The sequence below is a fragment of the Mesotoga sp. BH458_6_3_2_1 genome, assembly GCF_003664995.1.
Classification (GTDB): Bacteria; Thermotogota; Thermotogae; order Petrotogales; family Kosmotogaceae; genus Mesotoga.
This window is the reverse complement of record NZ_JFHL01000010.1, coordinates 24,695-38,300: the sequence shown is the minus strand read 5'-3', so window position 1 is coordinate 38,300 and position 13,606 is coordinate 24,695. Positions and strand designations below refer to the sequence as shown.

The window sequence follows — 13,606 nt, the reverse complement described above, 5'->3', positions numbered from 1 at the left end:
ATCTCTGCTTTTTACGCGAAAAACGGGACAGACATGAGGAGAATTGTCAGTCCCTATTTTCGCTTACAGCGTTCAGCGGTTTTTAGGTACGAGATCCCGCACAGGATCCCTGAACAGGATCTCATCAGGGCAGGCTTTACGGGATGACAATGTCAGACGATTATGCGATTCTATTGTAGGGGCGAACGGCTGTTCGCCCGTGAGTGGATTTCAGTGCAGGCTAAAGGGATGAAATCGCACAGGTTCACTGTATGACTGCCCTTCACGTCATCCTGACAATGCTCCTGGTCAGGATCATGGTCCTTCGCGAAAAATGGGACAGAAATGAGTGGAATTGTCAGTCCCTATTTTCGCTTACAGCGATCAGCGGTTTTTAGGTACGAGATCCCGTACAGGATCCCTGAACAGGAACGCTTCAGGGCAGGCTCTACGGGATGACAATGTCAGACGATTATGCGATTCTGTTGTAGGGGCGAACGGCTGTTCGCCCGTGAGTGGATTTCAGTGCAGGCTAAAGGGATGAAATCGCATAGGCTCACTGTATGACTGCCCTTCATGTCATCCTGACAATGTTCCTGGTCAGGATCACGGTCCTTCGCGAAAAGGGGACATGAGTGGAATTGTCAGTCCCTATTTTCGCTTACAGCGATCAGCGGTTTTTAGGTACGAGATCCCGTACAGGATCACTACGGGATGACAATGTCAGACGATTATGCGATTCTATTGTAGGGGCGAACGGCTGTTCGCCCGTGAGTGGATTTCAGTGCAGGCTAAAGGGATGAAATCGCACAGGCTCACTGTATGACTGCCCTTCATGTCATCCTGACAATGCTCCTGGTCAGGATCTGGTCTTTTGGGTTTTAAGAAGCATGCACGCGAAAAATGGGACAGAAATGAGTGGAATTGTCAGTCCCTATTTTCGCTTACAGCGTTCAGCGGTTTTTAGGTACGAGATCCCGTACAGGATCATTACGGGATGGCAATGTCAGACGATTATGTGATTCTATTGTAGGGGCGAACGGCTGTTCGCCCGTGAGTGGATTTCAGTGCAGGCTAAAGGGATGAAATCGCACAGGTTCACTGTATGACTGCCCTTCATGTCATCCTGACAATGCTCCTAGTCAGAATCTCGTTCTTCTCGTGCGGAAAATTGTGAGGGGACAGTTCGTCGGAGAACGGATAACCTTTCAACGGCGAACCGGTTTCGGTTAGCTCTTTCCTACCCCCTATACCGAACCTACCTGTTACGACGAACGAACTACGTAAGTATAGAAGACGGAATAACCGTTTGGAGTAAATGAGGATTTAAGAAAACGATGGAGGACAAACAAGGAAACACGAGGGAACTGATTAGAAATAAGGAGGTCTTTCGGGCGTTCTCAACTCTGTTCTAGGAGGTTCTCCAGTGATATCTTATCCTCAGAAACCGTCTAATCGATTCGATTGTCAGCTCCCTCGCAATGAAATGGGAATAAATAATGATACCTCAGATCAAACGCAAAATGCAAGAGAAAAGCAAGCTGTTACATGAAGAAACTAGAATGATACAAAAGCATTCCCTGAGCGGATTCTGGACAATTGGCTATAACTGCGTATCACTGCGGAATAACACTAACATTGCACTTATCTAGAGTCACATTGATTGGAGCTTTTAATTTCTCCAGAAAAAAGAATGGGCACTACTTTCCCCAGCCAAGTAATTGTCTTCGTGTGTTGTGTGTTCGAGTCTCATCATTTCCGATTCTTAGTCTATCTGGGAATTGAAAATTACCTTCGTATCAAAATAACCAGATAGTCAAGAAAAAGGAGAAAAGTGAAATCGATTTCGCTTTCAGAAATACGTTCGAAGATCCAGGAGAATCGGGGATACTCCTTGCAAAGCGAACGCGTGTTTCGAGAAGTGCGAAGAGACTTGCTATCCGAGTAATAATTTGTGGCATGTTGTTGCTTATTTCCATTTGAACATTAGTACCATAAGAGTTTAGAATTAGTTGTCACATCGATTCTAGAACAAGACCGGCTTGACCCAGGCACTCTTTTCTAGAGCTATTGTTCATAGTAGTGTGATAAAATTGTTTCAGGTTTAGCTGTACTAATTTGGCTAATCAAATTTTTGGTTAGATAATTAGCCTTTCAAGAAGAAAAGATTCTGTCCATCTTGCCTAACCGTACTCCTGACGTAATTCATATTGACTACTGATACTGATTAGGTGCGATTGTGATGGAAGACGTAATGATTTTTGTTGCAGAGGGCAAGTGACTAGATTGAACTGGAGGAAGTCATTGGATAAGATTAATGAAGCGCGAAGAAAGGGTATGACTTTGATGGAGTTGCTAATTGCACTTACCGTCTCAACAATCGTTTTACTTATTGTTGGGATTGTTTCTACTCAGTCTCTTAAGATTTCGAAAATGACTAATGCTTCGATGGCCATAGACGAGCAAATAGCTAGATTGCATTCATCGCTCAATTACATAATTTCGAGGCAATTTACCGCGCTAGCACCATTCGAGTTTGACGAGAATTTGGTGGATGAGCCAGTTAGGACAATTACGTTGTACTCCGGAGTACCGGACGATAGTCTAGAGATCCAATCCGCTGTTTCCACAATCACGTATGACTCTGATTTGAAAAGAGTCATCCATATTTATGAGGACAAATCGAACAATCAGGTTATTTCAGTAATATCCGAAAACGTCACTGACTTTGTGTTTGATCCACTATCATCGACTTCATATCTGACTTATAGTGCTACTTTGTCCTATTTCGATCTGAACAAAGACGTTCCTATTCTTACGCGCCAAGCGGGAGGAGCGGTGAGGTTCTATTAAGAAAGGTTTTTCGTTGCTTGAAGTACTATTGGCCCTTGCGATCCTTGGGTTATTTGTTGCTGGTGGTGTTTTTCTGATAGTCAAGTACAATTCAATGTCTCAGGGAATCGCTCGTATCTCAAGCATAGAGGCGGCTTCTAGCTTTGTGCGTCATGTAATTCGCCAAGATTCAGTTCTGAGAAAATCTAGAGGAACCCCCGAGGATCTCCTGACAGAGATAAATGATCGCCTATCGGCTATCGAAAATGACCTGAATGGAACTGAGGGTAGCGTAGGATTTCTTACTAGAGCTGGTTTTGAGAATACTCAGATTTCACTTCCGGAAATCGATGAGACTTCGGTGGTGTTCAATGGTGTTAGCTGGACGGTATATACGATTGAGGCAATTCTCTTTGATACTAGGGGAAGCTCGAAGGAGGAGAGAGTATATGTTACTATTTCAGCGCAATAGAAGAAATGGGTTTGCCTTAGTCATCACGCTAATTCTTATTTCTTTTGGAACGATAATATTGCTTGCTAGTGGGCTGCAACTATCAAGAACAACGGGAGTAGTTAGTTCTTACCAAAGGATCTCAAGCGTTCAGAATGTGGCTGGCAATGTCGTGGAGATCGCATCATGCCTTTTTCTGGACAATTTCGCAAGTTTTGGAGAAGATGATTATGAAGAATGGGGAGAAGCAGTTGAGTTTACTAATATGCTTGCCTCTAGATCCAGCTTAGAAAGTTTATATTGGTCAGATTTTCTTGATTTCATTACTGAGGATACAGTGGGGTTTAATATGACCAGTCCGGTTACTTCATACAGTGACGATTCGGGGCTTGGAGAAGGGAAATACAATCTTTCAGCACATGTTTATCCGATTGATGACGTAACTAACAGGTATGTAGTAGTTGCTTCGGCAGAATTGAGTGGAACAAAACGATTCTCTATAGGGTTGATTTCTACTAGACGATCACTCCAAGAAGGATTGCCTGGTCTTAGAACGGTTTCTATAGATCGAGTGCTTGCTCTACTTAGAAACATAAGCAAAGGCAAAGGTACAAAAAACATTGTGGGTGATATTGTTTTTGGGGATGCAATCGTAGCAGGTACTATCTATTTGAATAAATCACTCTCGAATACTTTAGAGGATATTATCGCCGGTGTTTTAAGCGCATCTGGAGTAGTTGTTTACGATGAGAATGGGAATCAGATTTCTGATGAAGAAAAGCTTTCCGAATTTCTAGGAGAACTATTCACCGGAATTGAGGAAGCGCCCAATCTTCTGTATTCACAGTGGGTTCAGGAGTATCTTGACAGTCTGCCAGAAGCAGTTGGGGCAACTGTCACACTTATTCCCAATAATGGAGGTTTAGAATTTGAATACGAGCCTTCACCAATTGCGATTGCGTGCGAAGGAAATATTTGCTTTCTCAGTGATTACTCAGATGAACTGACGATTTCAGTATCTGGCTCTGACGAATTTCAGGCAGAATTCACCACGGAAGGATTAACGATTACTAGCGGAGCTAGTGAATTCTCAATACCTTCAAGTATTGCAAGCGATACAACGGTGCATATTGTGATCAACGGAGACACGACTTTTGTCTCCTCTCAAGAACACAAAATAAGCATTGTTGATGGCAAGTATGACATAAGAGTCAATGGTGATGTTACAATTGATACTCAATTTGTGTATGATGTAGAAGGCCTTGTTCAAGCAGTAAACAACGGTAAAGGCAAGTCTTTGGTATCAAACAAGACAGCGATTGACGCAGAGACTACAATCGATATTATTCTTGGCCTTCTGGAGGATCAGAATGATTCCTATCTTAGGCTTGCAGCCTACGGAGGAGACATGTCTCTTGGTTACAGTTCGGCGACGCACGGAGATAAGAATCTGATGGGAGATTTCTTTGTAATTAAGAACGATGAAGGCAAAGGTGGGCAGTTTCTTCTTGGTGACCTGATGACTGTTCCTAATCTAGCGAATCCCGGACAAGGGCAGTTTGCTCAATTGTTCCTCCTTGGTTCGATTACTACCTGGTTTTTTGATAATCCCACTTACATAACTAAACATGGAGAGGAAATTGATCTTCTGAATTCTCTTGCAATCGTAGCAACAGGAGACTCTGGTTCGTCGGGAAATGGTTCATCAACAGGAAATGATGGAGAGTTAGCTCTTCTAGGAATTCAGACGTGGTAGTGGATACTTATAGAGAGTTTTTCGGTCTGGGGAAGAAGAGATTCTCTTCTTAGCTTCTGTACTATAGGCCACAGTTAACCCCCAGAGAGCCCTCGCGACGTGCGGGGGCTTTTTTGTGGGAACTCATAGCGATAAACTGCTGGATGTCTTCGTATCACTTCAATTATTCGATCAGTTCTGGGCATTCAATGAAAGAAGGCCTTGAGAAAATTTCGAGCTATCTTGCTGGATATTAATGCGCTGTTTACCTCGAAAGCGTCATCATAGCAGTCGATGGTTTTTGAATCGAGTATTGATAGCTGTATAATAGTTAATCAAAGAGGGGGAGTGTATGTTTCGAATGGATAATAGAATTGTTGAACTCGCTTCTCACGAGCTGGATTTGCATCCCGAAGCAAGGTTTGACGATATTTACAAGCTATTCTATCAAGGCACGTTTGGTCCTAAGCACATAATGGAAGATCAAGCGGTCGCCCTTAGATTTCTTGCCGAAGAGATCGACTGTGATGAGTTCGATCAGGTTCTCTGGCAGGATGTCAGTTACATGGAAAACTTCTTCAGGATCAATCTTGTCATTGTGAAGAACCGGCAGGTACTTATCGACGACCTCTTCCGGGCGTTGGTTGCCAGCAGCAGAATGGGCGCTACCATTTCACACGATGAATGGAAGGAAGAATGGTATAGGATAGATCGCGTACTCAGAGACGCTCTTCCTGAGGAGATCTTCACTCCTGAGTCCTCAATGGTTGTTAAGGAAGCCGTTGAAGGTGAAAAACTGGTGCATCACAGCGCTTCTTATAAGAGAAGCTATCACCCTCACTACAGAGTGATTAGTAGAGAATGGTTCGAAAAGCTAATCGGAACTACTTACTGATTTGAACCTTTTTTTCTGTTCTCTCCATCGTCTTCGATTCATCTTGTCTTTTGAGACCTGGATCTTGTATACCGTTATCGGCTTCTACTAGTGTGCTCGTCCGTGCTCGAAAGATGACTTCTTCATTCGGAAAGAATCAAGTCAGTTGGTATACGAATTATCGTGATTCGTTGTGTTTAGAGGGCATTCAATTAGAAAAAGAAGTCGATTGGCGAAATCTCATAGCAAATTGACAGAACGTTCTGTCAAAGCCGTATTACTCCGCAGACCGATTTTCCGTAGACGGAAAAGCCGTAAGCGGATTGTCCGTAGCCGGAAAACCCGCCTCTACTAAATAATGATATTACTAAAGGATACTTCGTATCCAGCAAGCTCGATCAGTTATTTCTAAGCACAGGAGGATATGTCCATGAAAACAGCTGTCAGGGAATAGAAGGAACTGAAAATCGAAGGTCTTTCCTGGTTCATCGACAGACTGCTTACGATTCCTCAGGATACACAACTTCTGCTAATTGTGTAGAAACGATTCGTATTATCTCCTTGACACAAGTCTCTTCTGAAGAGAGTCACAAATCTTGAAAACTCATCGCCAGTAGGAGTTTGCAGAATGCTTTCTAGATTCATTGGTTCAGGAAGAGAGTAGTAGATTCCTTTGTCGAGATAGCTTCATTTCGCCTGTAAGTCAAGCTATAATAGCATTGAAGGGAGGTAATAGAATGAAGTCAATTGTTGTTTATTTCTCATACGATGAAAGTACAAGAGCTCTTGCAGAGGCTATGGCCTCTTCAATAGATGCTGACCTTCTGCGGCTGGTACCTGCGGGAGAATTCTCTCGAACCTACTATCACCACGTTGAGAATCCCGAGCAAATAGAGACCACTCCGGGATACGATCCTGACAAGGAACACGTCTGGGGAAGCGAATCGGTCACTATGAACAACAAGCCTGAACTTGAGCCATATAACATTGACCCTGACAAATACGATCTGATAATCATCGGCAGTCCCGTATGGGCACTCACTTATGCACCGCCTATCGGTACATTTCTTGAAGAGAACAAGCTGGAGGGAAAGAAGATAGCTCTTTTCTGTACACATGATGGAATGATCGGTGCAGCCTTTGAGAATCTCAAGAAGGAATTGAAGGGCAATGATGTGATACAGGAGAGCGATTTCGAATCACCTTCTTCCAGGCTGGATGAATATGTTGAAACTGCAAAAGAGTGGGCCAGGGAGTTACTGGAAGGATTATAATATAGAGTGATTCATCGGTTTTTAGGAGCTGAGGTTAGTCCTCAGCTTTTATTTTGCCCATCAAGTGAATTCTCTTCTCCCTGTAGTGTCCCATTCTAGAAAGGCAAATTGTCAGATTGTTTTCAAAAAGGCCATGTACTCACTTTGAGCAACTCCTTCCATCTTTAAGACCACTCAGGAGACTAATCTTGAGTTTTATTGTCAAATTATATAGAATATAGTAAAGAGGTGATTGAATGTTAAGCAAGCAGGAGATCATGAATGCTATAGGCCAAAGAGTAACTCAGAGAAAGTTCCTGGAAAAACAGCTGTCTCCTGAGCAGATGAAAGAGGTGGATCTTGCTCTTGGAGACATTATTCCAATAAACTCAGATGTGCCTTTGCAGTGGTATTTCACGCCGCAGTTCCCTTCAGGTTCGGGAATTGTACTGGCGAAACTCAAAGAATTCACGACGCCAAAGCTGGTCAAGTACGGTTTCGAAGGTGAGCAAATAGTCCTTAACTTAACTCTGAAGGGATTCTCTACAAGCTGGGCTCGTCTGCCCAATTATCTATCTATGATTATCGTGGGCTTTCAGGCCAATGGTAATGAGGATATCGTTGAGAGAGCATCACGTTTCTTATACAGAGAGGCCAATAGAAAGCCCTTTGAAGAGGTTGTGTTTGGTAGAGAAGAGTACGTAGACAGCAGGATAAAAGACATTGTGAACGCGGGTAGGATGGCGCCCTCGTCGTTCAATCGACAGCCTTGGAAGTTCGAAATCTTGGGCAAGAACGAAATTGCGGTTCACGGATGGAAGAAAATCCCTTTGATTTATGAAGAGGTAATCGCAATTGATCTAGGCGTTGTGCTCTCCCATATGTACCTTATGGCGAAGGCCATCAATAGTGAGGCACAAGTTGAGGCGAAGAGCGAAAGAACGTACATATTGAGATTCTGAGGACCATCTAATGAATCTCAACGAAAGATCCGAAGGCTCTTTTCTAGGAAATTAGAAGCATGCTCTGAACGAAAAGTCTCGGAGTGACTTCTGTCCATAGGATAGCAAGAGAGCATCATCGTTTAAGAAAATCGAAAGGCGGTCTCGAATTCCGAGGTTCAGTAGTTTTCTTGAACGCATAAGCTCTTCTGCACTTCGTCTTTCGGAAGTTGGGCTACGCATGCTTGGCAGGCCTCTACTTTCCGAAGTGCGTCGCCAATGAAGTAACTGCTATATAGAGAGCAAGTGAGATCAGCCCCGAGATGACAGGTGTAGATACCCAGCCTAAGAGAATTCTCCTGATGAGCCTTGCATCGAAGTTTTTGGATCCTCTTGCAAGACCGACTCCTATGACCGCTCCCACAATTGCCTGTGAAACGGAAACTGGGACGCCAATGAAGGCGTATACCAGAACAGTAAGTGATTGAGCTAGAAGAGCTATAACAGATGCAAAAGATTCAAGTGCGACTATCCTCGTTCCGATTGTGTACATGACTCTCTTGCTTAACATTACTGCACCTGCTGAAATGCTTAGGCCTCCAATTAGAACGGCCTTGTCGATTCCGATAATGTCCGCGAAGGTCCCTGTAATGTTGGCGACATTGTTCGCGCCAAGAGCAAATGAACCGAAGCCTCCGATAATTATGGCAAGTGCTTTTAGGATAAGATCCTGTATCTGAATTGAATGGATCATTCTGAAAGCAGAACCAACCAGTCGATAAAGAAGGAAAGCTGCAATTGCAGCGCCCAGAGGAGTTGTTATCCAGCAGGCCGCGATCTTCAACACGATAAGCCAATCCACGCCGCCTTCAAGTAAGCCAATTCCAATTACGGAGCCTACAACTGCCTGGGAAGAGGAAACTGGCAATCCCAGTCTATTAAGAAGGAGGACGGATATTCCTGCAGCAGCGGCATTTACTGAAGCAGATAGAAGTGTGTGAGAACTCAGGCTTGAAAGAGTCTCCATTCCGCCCGCGCCGCCGACTATTGCGCCCGTCAGCACGGCGAAGCTTGAGATCAAAGCTGCTGATCTATATTTCAAAATTCCGCTCGTTACGGTAGTACCATAAATATTTGCCGCATCGTTCCTTCCGAGAGTCCATCCGAAGAAGACAGCAGGCAGAAATGCAAGGAACATACAAATCCCTTCATGATCAGTGATAAAGAGGATTATAGCATCATAGTCTGGGTTTTACTCGTTCACACCAACAACTCAGAGTGATTCTTACTTCTATTCGCTTTCTGGCTGTTCGATCTCCTTCAAGCAGTAGGTGTAGTATCTCTTCTTGTTGTTGCTGTCTATCTTCATTTTTAAGCCGTGCATCTCATTCTCGAACCCGGGGAACTTGTTGTCGAACTCCTCGGAGAGATTGAGATACTCAACAATACGCTTTGTTTCGTCTGTATATCTCTCACCGGGCATTATCACTGGTATTCCGGGAGGATACGGAACGACCATGACGGCCGAGATTCTGTTTTGGAGTTCGCGGATTCTCACTAGCTCAGTATTTCCATTGACGAGTTCCGAGTATGCCTTTGAAGGAAGCATTACCTGTTCGGGATTATGCGAATAAACGTCCTTGAGGACCTTCGTAATTCTCACCTTCCTGAGGTATTCATGCATCTGTTTGCAGAGCTCCTGAAGAGTCATCTTTGCATACTTCTTGGGAAACTCTCTCACGATATCCGGAAATACATCATCCAGAGGAGCGTCTTCATCGAATAGCTTCTTGAAAGTGAAAAGCTCTGCTAGCAGTGTTCCGGATTTTCCCTTTGTCAGTCCGAGTGAAAAGAGTATGAGGAATGAGTAATGACCGGATTTCTCAACGACTATCCCTCTGTCTCTAAGGAAGGTAGTGACTATCGTTGCGGGAATACCCCAGTTTCTCATTCGCCCCTGTCTTGTTATTCCAGGGGTCATAACAGTAACTTTCACAGGGTCTAAGAGAACGTAGTCGTTTTCGAGCTTTCCGAATCCGTGCCAGTCTTCGTTTGCTTTGAGATACCAGCAGTCTGGTCTGTCCTTGAGAATAGATTCATCGATATCTTCGAGATCGAAGGTTTCTCTTTTCCCGTCTTCTGTCTCAATTGAGACCTTTTCCGGTTGCCATATTTCCAGCCACCATCTTCTCTTTCGTTCGGTTTCCTTTAGCTCGATCTCTTTTTTTAGATGCTTCATCTTCTTTCTGAAGATAATTGCCTCCTGTATAGTTTCATCTATCAGGAATCTGCCGGCGTTGCCGGCCATCATTTTTGCCGCCACGTCCAGCGAGGCGATTATTGCGTACTGGGGAGAAGTTGACATATGCATCATGTATGCTTCGTTGAATCTCCCGTGATCAACCCTCTTTCTCCCGTCCTTGACATGAATCATTGAACCCTGAGAAAAGGCAGCAAGAAGCTTGTGGGTGGAATGAGTAGAGAAGACAACCGGGGACTTCTCCCTGTCTATATCTGGCGACATGCCGAAGCGGCCGAGATACATCTGGTGGAATTTCGCATACGCATACCACGCCTCATCGAAGAGCACGAAATCTACCACTTTCTCAAGCCCGTCCAGGATTGTCTTTGCATTGTAGCAGAGACCGTCGTAAGTTGAATTTGTAACGACGGCCAGCTTTATTTTGAAGTTCTCTTTGTCTTCTACCAGAGGACTTTCCTTTATCGCTTTTTCTATCTCGCTCCATTCAAAATTCTCTTCATGAATAGGTCCTATTATTCCGAGCGAGTTCCTGCTGGGAGTAAGATAAATCGGAATTGCGCCCGTCATTATTATTGAATGCATAATCGACTTGTGACAGTTTCTATCTATCAGAACGATGTCTCCCGGGGTCACGCAGTAATGAAATACGATCTTGTTGGATGTGGAGGTACCGTTCGTCACAAAGTATGTCTCGTCGGAACCGAAAATCTTGGCCGCTGACTTTTCTGATTCTCCAATAGCTTCGGTGTGCTCAAGGAGCGATCCGAGTTCCGGCACCGAAACAGACAAGTCGCTCCTGAAAATATTCTCGCCGAAGAAGTTATGGAAGATCTTCCCGGTAGATGACTTCAAGAAAGCCTCTCCACCGCTGTGGCCGGGGGTGTGCCATGAATACTTGAATTCATCTACGTATCTTATGAGCTCTCTTAGAAAGGGAGGCTGTAGTTCGTCCATGTAGCGCTCAGTTGCTTCCTCTATTCTTCCCGCAATGAAAGACGGACTATCTTCGAGCTTCCAGACATAGCCATCGATCTGACTGACTATTTCAAGAGGAATCTCCATTACTTTCAGTTTCTCTGTCATAAGAAAGATTGGAATGAGCATATTTCTACCACGGATTATCTCGATAATCTCGCCAGGTCCCAGAAACTCTGCGTCTGGTTTTATTACGAGATCCCAATCGAGCAAAACACAGCTGACATTCGAATGAGACATGAACTCGATTCTACAGTCGTAGCCCGAGTAAGATTCTATGACCGAAAAGCCTCTCTTCTGAAGCTCTTTGACAATCTCTCTTGTAGCTCTTCCACCGGTATTTTCAGAACGTAAATCATCATCGACAACAAGAACGGGAAAGTCTTTGAAAAGCTCCATTCTATCCCCTCGATTCTGCCTTTTTGTAGGCAACGAACGAACCCTTCGGAACCCCAAGAAAACCGCCAATTACCTCACACTTGGCCATGAGCAAGAAGAAGATCTCACGCCTTGCCGAGCTCAAACCTTCTAGATTGCCCTGTCCTTTAGAGATTACTACATCGGCCCTTGAATAGACATCGAAAAAATCACTCTTCATTGTCTTTTCTTGAGCACCAGGTGCATCTGCACCCGAGTCGAGAATCGTTGCAACTTCGTTCGTACCTATCTCGAGAGCCTCTTCCATCGTAATATCATTTAGCGCCGGCTTTGTTCTGACGGAAAAATAACTGTTGGGAACACCTGCAATATCTAGCAGGAGTTTATCGAGAACGGCCTCTCCGCAGTTGTCCCCAACGATCAACAGAGAGTCCGCCCTTCGGATTCTATCTGCCAGTTCTTTAAGATCATCTATTGCAAATGGCTTCGATAGAGCTTCACTCATTGTAGTATGGATATCGATCTTGTGGCCGGGAGCGACATCTATGATGTTTCCCGCAACTGAGAGCTTAAGCGCGCCAATCAGAGGATCGTCCAAAGTTAGCAGCTCTGCCTTAAGGTCTTCGTAGATCTCCATGAGATTCTTGTTGGAAAGCTTCTTGATTTCCCTGAAGGCGTCATGATCGCCAAACAAAGGTTCCAGAGCCTCGCCTACCTTTCTTCCGATATCTATTGGAGTGTCCGACCAGTCCATCTCCACAACGCCCTTGAGAAAATCCCTGACTACCTGCTTCCTTTCTTCCTCTCCAGCATGATTTTGGTCGAGAATTCGAAGAAGGCTGTTAATATTGCAGGGGATGCATCTAAGATCAATCTTCATTCGATCACCTCACACTGAATTATACAGTCTTTTGCCATTAGGTACTTGTGCTCTATTTGATCTTTAAACTACCTCGACGAGGAAGTAATCCAATGAAACAGTAGACGCAAGGCTGCCTTCGGCAGGAGGCCTTATCAGGTCCACCGTCAACGGTCCTCCGTTCTCCGAGATTAAGAGCAGAAGTGATGCTGCTGCGCAGGCCAGTCAGGCTGCGCCTGGCCAGTCTCTGCCTCCGGCAGAGGCCAGTCACCTTCGGTGGGAAGTGATGCTGTCGCTTTCGCGCCAGGAAGCTGAAGCACAAAAGAGAATGATAACAACAAGAATACTTGAAGGGTTCATCTTCTGATGATATATTATCCTCAGGTTATTTTGAGGAGGATACTTGATGGAGATCGAAAGGCTTAATATCTGGAAGCTTGGTGTTGAGCTTGCAAAGGATGTCTACATTCTCACAGAGAAGTTTCCTAAGAAAGAGGTCTATAGTCTAACCGACCAAATTCGAAGAGCTGCGATTTCTGTTCCTTCTAATATTGCGGAAGGGAAGGGTCGTTCATCAGCGAAGGATTTCATTAACTTCCTGAGTGTTGCCAGAGGGTCGCTCTATGAATTGGCAACTCAACTGTATATTGCAAGGGAGATTGGATACCTGACTGAACAGGACTTTTCATCACTGAGTAACCGAATCGAGGACCTTTCACATAAGATCATTGCGATGACGAAGTACCTTAGAAGCAAGAAGTGATGCTGCTTCGCAGGAAGGGTCTCATGTCTATGGACAACGTTCTCTTCAGCAGCGATCAGCTGGTCTTCGTTCTTAAGCGTACAGCAGTTCTTAGGAGCGAGATCCCGTACAAGAGCATTACGGGATGACCGAGAAGGGAGTAGAGATGATCTCTATGTCAGCGGGATAAGCGGGTTTTCGTTCTTAAGCGTACAGCAGTTCTTAGGAGCGAGATCCCATACAGAACCACTACGGGATGCCCATGAACAGGAGACCCCAAACAGGTGCATATTGGGTCAAGCTCTTCAGGGCAAGCTCTACGAG

11 protein-coding genes are annotated in these 13,606 nt (G+C 44.6%); 8 read left to right on the top strand and 3 right to left on the bottom strand.

Annotated features, from left to right (window positions below):
• The first annotated feature begins 2,283 nt into the window (after nt 1-2,283).
• The 6 genes from Y697_RS06725 (at nt 2,284) to Y697_RS06700 (ending at nt 8,086) form a co-directional block, all read left to right on the top strand.
• Nucleotides 2,284-2,832: a type II secretion system protein J gene (locus tag Y697_RS06725; RefSeq protein WP_183083743.1), complete on the top strand. Its 549-nt coding sequence runs from the start codon at nt 2,284-2,286 to the stop codon at nt 2,830-2,832.
• The gene (locus Y697_RS06720; protein ID WP_121550880.1) at nt 2,828-3,283 is read left to right on the top strand and encodes a type II secretion system protein; all 456 of its coding nucleotides are present in this window, start codon (nt 2,828-2,830) and stop codon (nt 3,281-3,283) included. Before Y697_RS06725 ends, Y697_RS06720 begins: the two co-directional genes overlap by 5 nt.
• Nucleotides 3,261-5,018 (top strand): hypothetical protein, encoded by a 1,758-nt coding sequence (locus tag Y697_RS06715; RefSeq protein WP_121550879.1) that lies wholly within the window; start codon nt 3,261-3,263, stop codon nt 5,016-5,018. Before Y697_RS06720 ends, Y697_RS06715 begins: the two co-directional genes overlap by 23 nt.
• 340 nt (nt 5,019-5,358) lie before the next feature.
• A complete protein-coding gene (locus tag Y697_RS06710; RefSeq protein ID WP_259462352.1) occupies nt 5,359-5,892 on the top strand; it encodes a hypothetical protein in 534 nt (177 codons plus the stop codon).
• Nucleotides 5,893-6,608: 716 nt separating this feature from the next.
• The gene (locus tag Y697_RS06705) at nt 6,609-7,145 is read left to right on the top strand and encodes a flavodoxin (protein WP_121550877.1); all 537 of its coding nucleotides are present in this window, start codon (nt 6,609-6,611) and stop codon (nt 7,143-7,145) included.
• Between the two features lie 236 nt (nt 7,146-7,381).
• Entirely contained in the window at nt 7,382-8,086 is a 705-nt protein-coding gene (locus Y697_RS06700; RefSeq protein ID WP_121550876.1) for a nitroreductase family protein, read from the top strand.
• A 235-nt stretch (nt 8,087-8,321) separates the two neighbouring features.
• Here the strand turns inward: Y697_RS06700 and Y697_RS06695 are convergent, their stop codons facing one another.
• From Y697_RS06695 to Y697_RS06685, 3 genes are all read right to left on the bottom strand, one after another.
• The gene (locus tag Y697_RS06695; protein ID WP_121550875.1) at nt 8,322-9,263 is read right to left on the bottom strand and encodes an inorganic phosphate transporter; all 942 of its coding nucleotides are present in this window, start codon (nt 9,261-9,263) and stop codon (nt 8,322-8,324) included.
• Between the two features lie 93 nt (nt 9,264-9,356).
• A complete protein-coding gene (locus tag Y697_RS06690; protein WP_121550874.1) occupies nt 9,357-11,702 on the bottom strand; it encodes an Orn/Lys/Arg decarboxylase N-terminal domain-containing protein in 2,346 nt (781 codons plus the stop codon).
• Nucleotide 11,703: 1 nt separating this feature from the next.
• Nucleotides 11,704-12,561, bottom strand: coding sequence for a DUF89 domain-containing protein (locus tag Y697_RS06685; RefSeq protein ID WP_121550873.1), 858 nt, complete (start codon nt 12,559-12,561; stop codon nt 11,704-11,706).
• A 385-nt stretch (nt 12,562-12,946) separates the two neighbouring features.
• On the opposite strand from Y697_RS06685, the gene Y697_RS06680 reads away from it, so the two are divergent.
• The gene (locus Y697_RS06680; protein ID WP_121550872.1) at nt 12,947-13,303 is read left to right on the top strand and encodes a four helix bundle protein; all 357 of its coding nucleotides are present in this window, start codon (nt 12,947-12,949) and stop codon (nt 13,301-13,303) included.
• A complete protein-coding gene (locus Y697_RS14955; RefSeq protein WP_259462350.1) occupies nt 13,303-13,431 on the top strand; it encodes a hypothetical protein in 129 nt (42 codons plus the stop codon). The genes Y697_RS06680 and Y697_RS14955 overlap by 1 nt, the downstream gene beginning before the upstream one ends.
• The last annotated feature ends 175 nt before the right edge of the window (nt 13,432-13,606 follow it).

What these genes read in the sequence shown, in the direction of transcription:
- Y697_RS06715 (WP_121550879.1), top strand. Translation starts at nt 3,261, where the DNA reads ATGTTACTATTTCAGCGCAATAGAAGAAATGGGTTTGCCTTAGTCATC.
- Y697_RS06710 (WP_259462352.1), top strand. Translation starts at nt 5,359, where the DNA reads ATGGATAATAGAATTGTTGAACTCGCTTCTCACGAGCTGGATTTGCAT.
- Y697_RS06705 (WP_121550877.1), top strand. Translation starts at nt 6,609, where the DNA reads ATGAAGTCAATTGTTGTTTATTTCTCATACGATGAAAGTACAAGAGCT.
- Y697_RS06700 (WP_121550876.1), top strand. Translation starts at nt 7,382, where the DNA reads ATGTTAAGCAAGCAGGAGATCATGAATGCTATAGGCCAAAGAGTAACT.
- Y697_RS06695 (WP_121550875.1), bottom strand. Translation starts at nt 9,263, where the DNA reads ATGTTCCTTGCATTTCTGCCTGCTGTCTTCTTCGGATGGACTCTCGGA.
- Y697_RS06690 (WP_121550874.1), bottom strand. Translation starts at nt 11,702, where the DNA reads ATGGAGCTTTTCAAAGACTTTCCCGTTCTTGTTGTCGATGATGATTTA.
- Y697_RS06685 (WP_121550873.1), bottom strand. Translation starts at nt 12,561, where the DNA reads ATGAAGATTGATCTTAGATGCATCCCCTGCAATATTAACAGCCTTCTT.
- Y697_RS06680 (WP_121550872.1), top strand. Translation starts at nt 12,947, where the DNA reads ATGGAGATCGAAAGGCTTAATATCTGGAAGCTTGGTGTTGAGCTTGCA.
- Y697_RS14955 (WP_259462350.1), top strand. Translation starts at nt 13,303, where the DNA reads ATGCTGCTTCGCAGGAAGGGTCTCATGTCTATGGACAACGTTCTCTTC.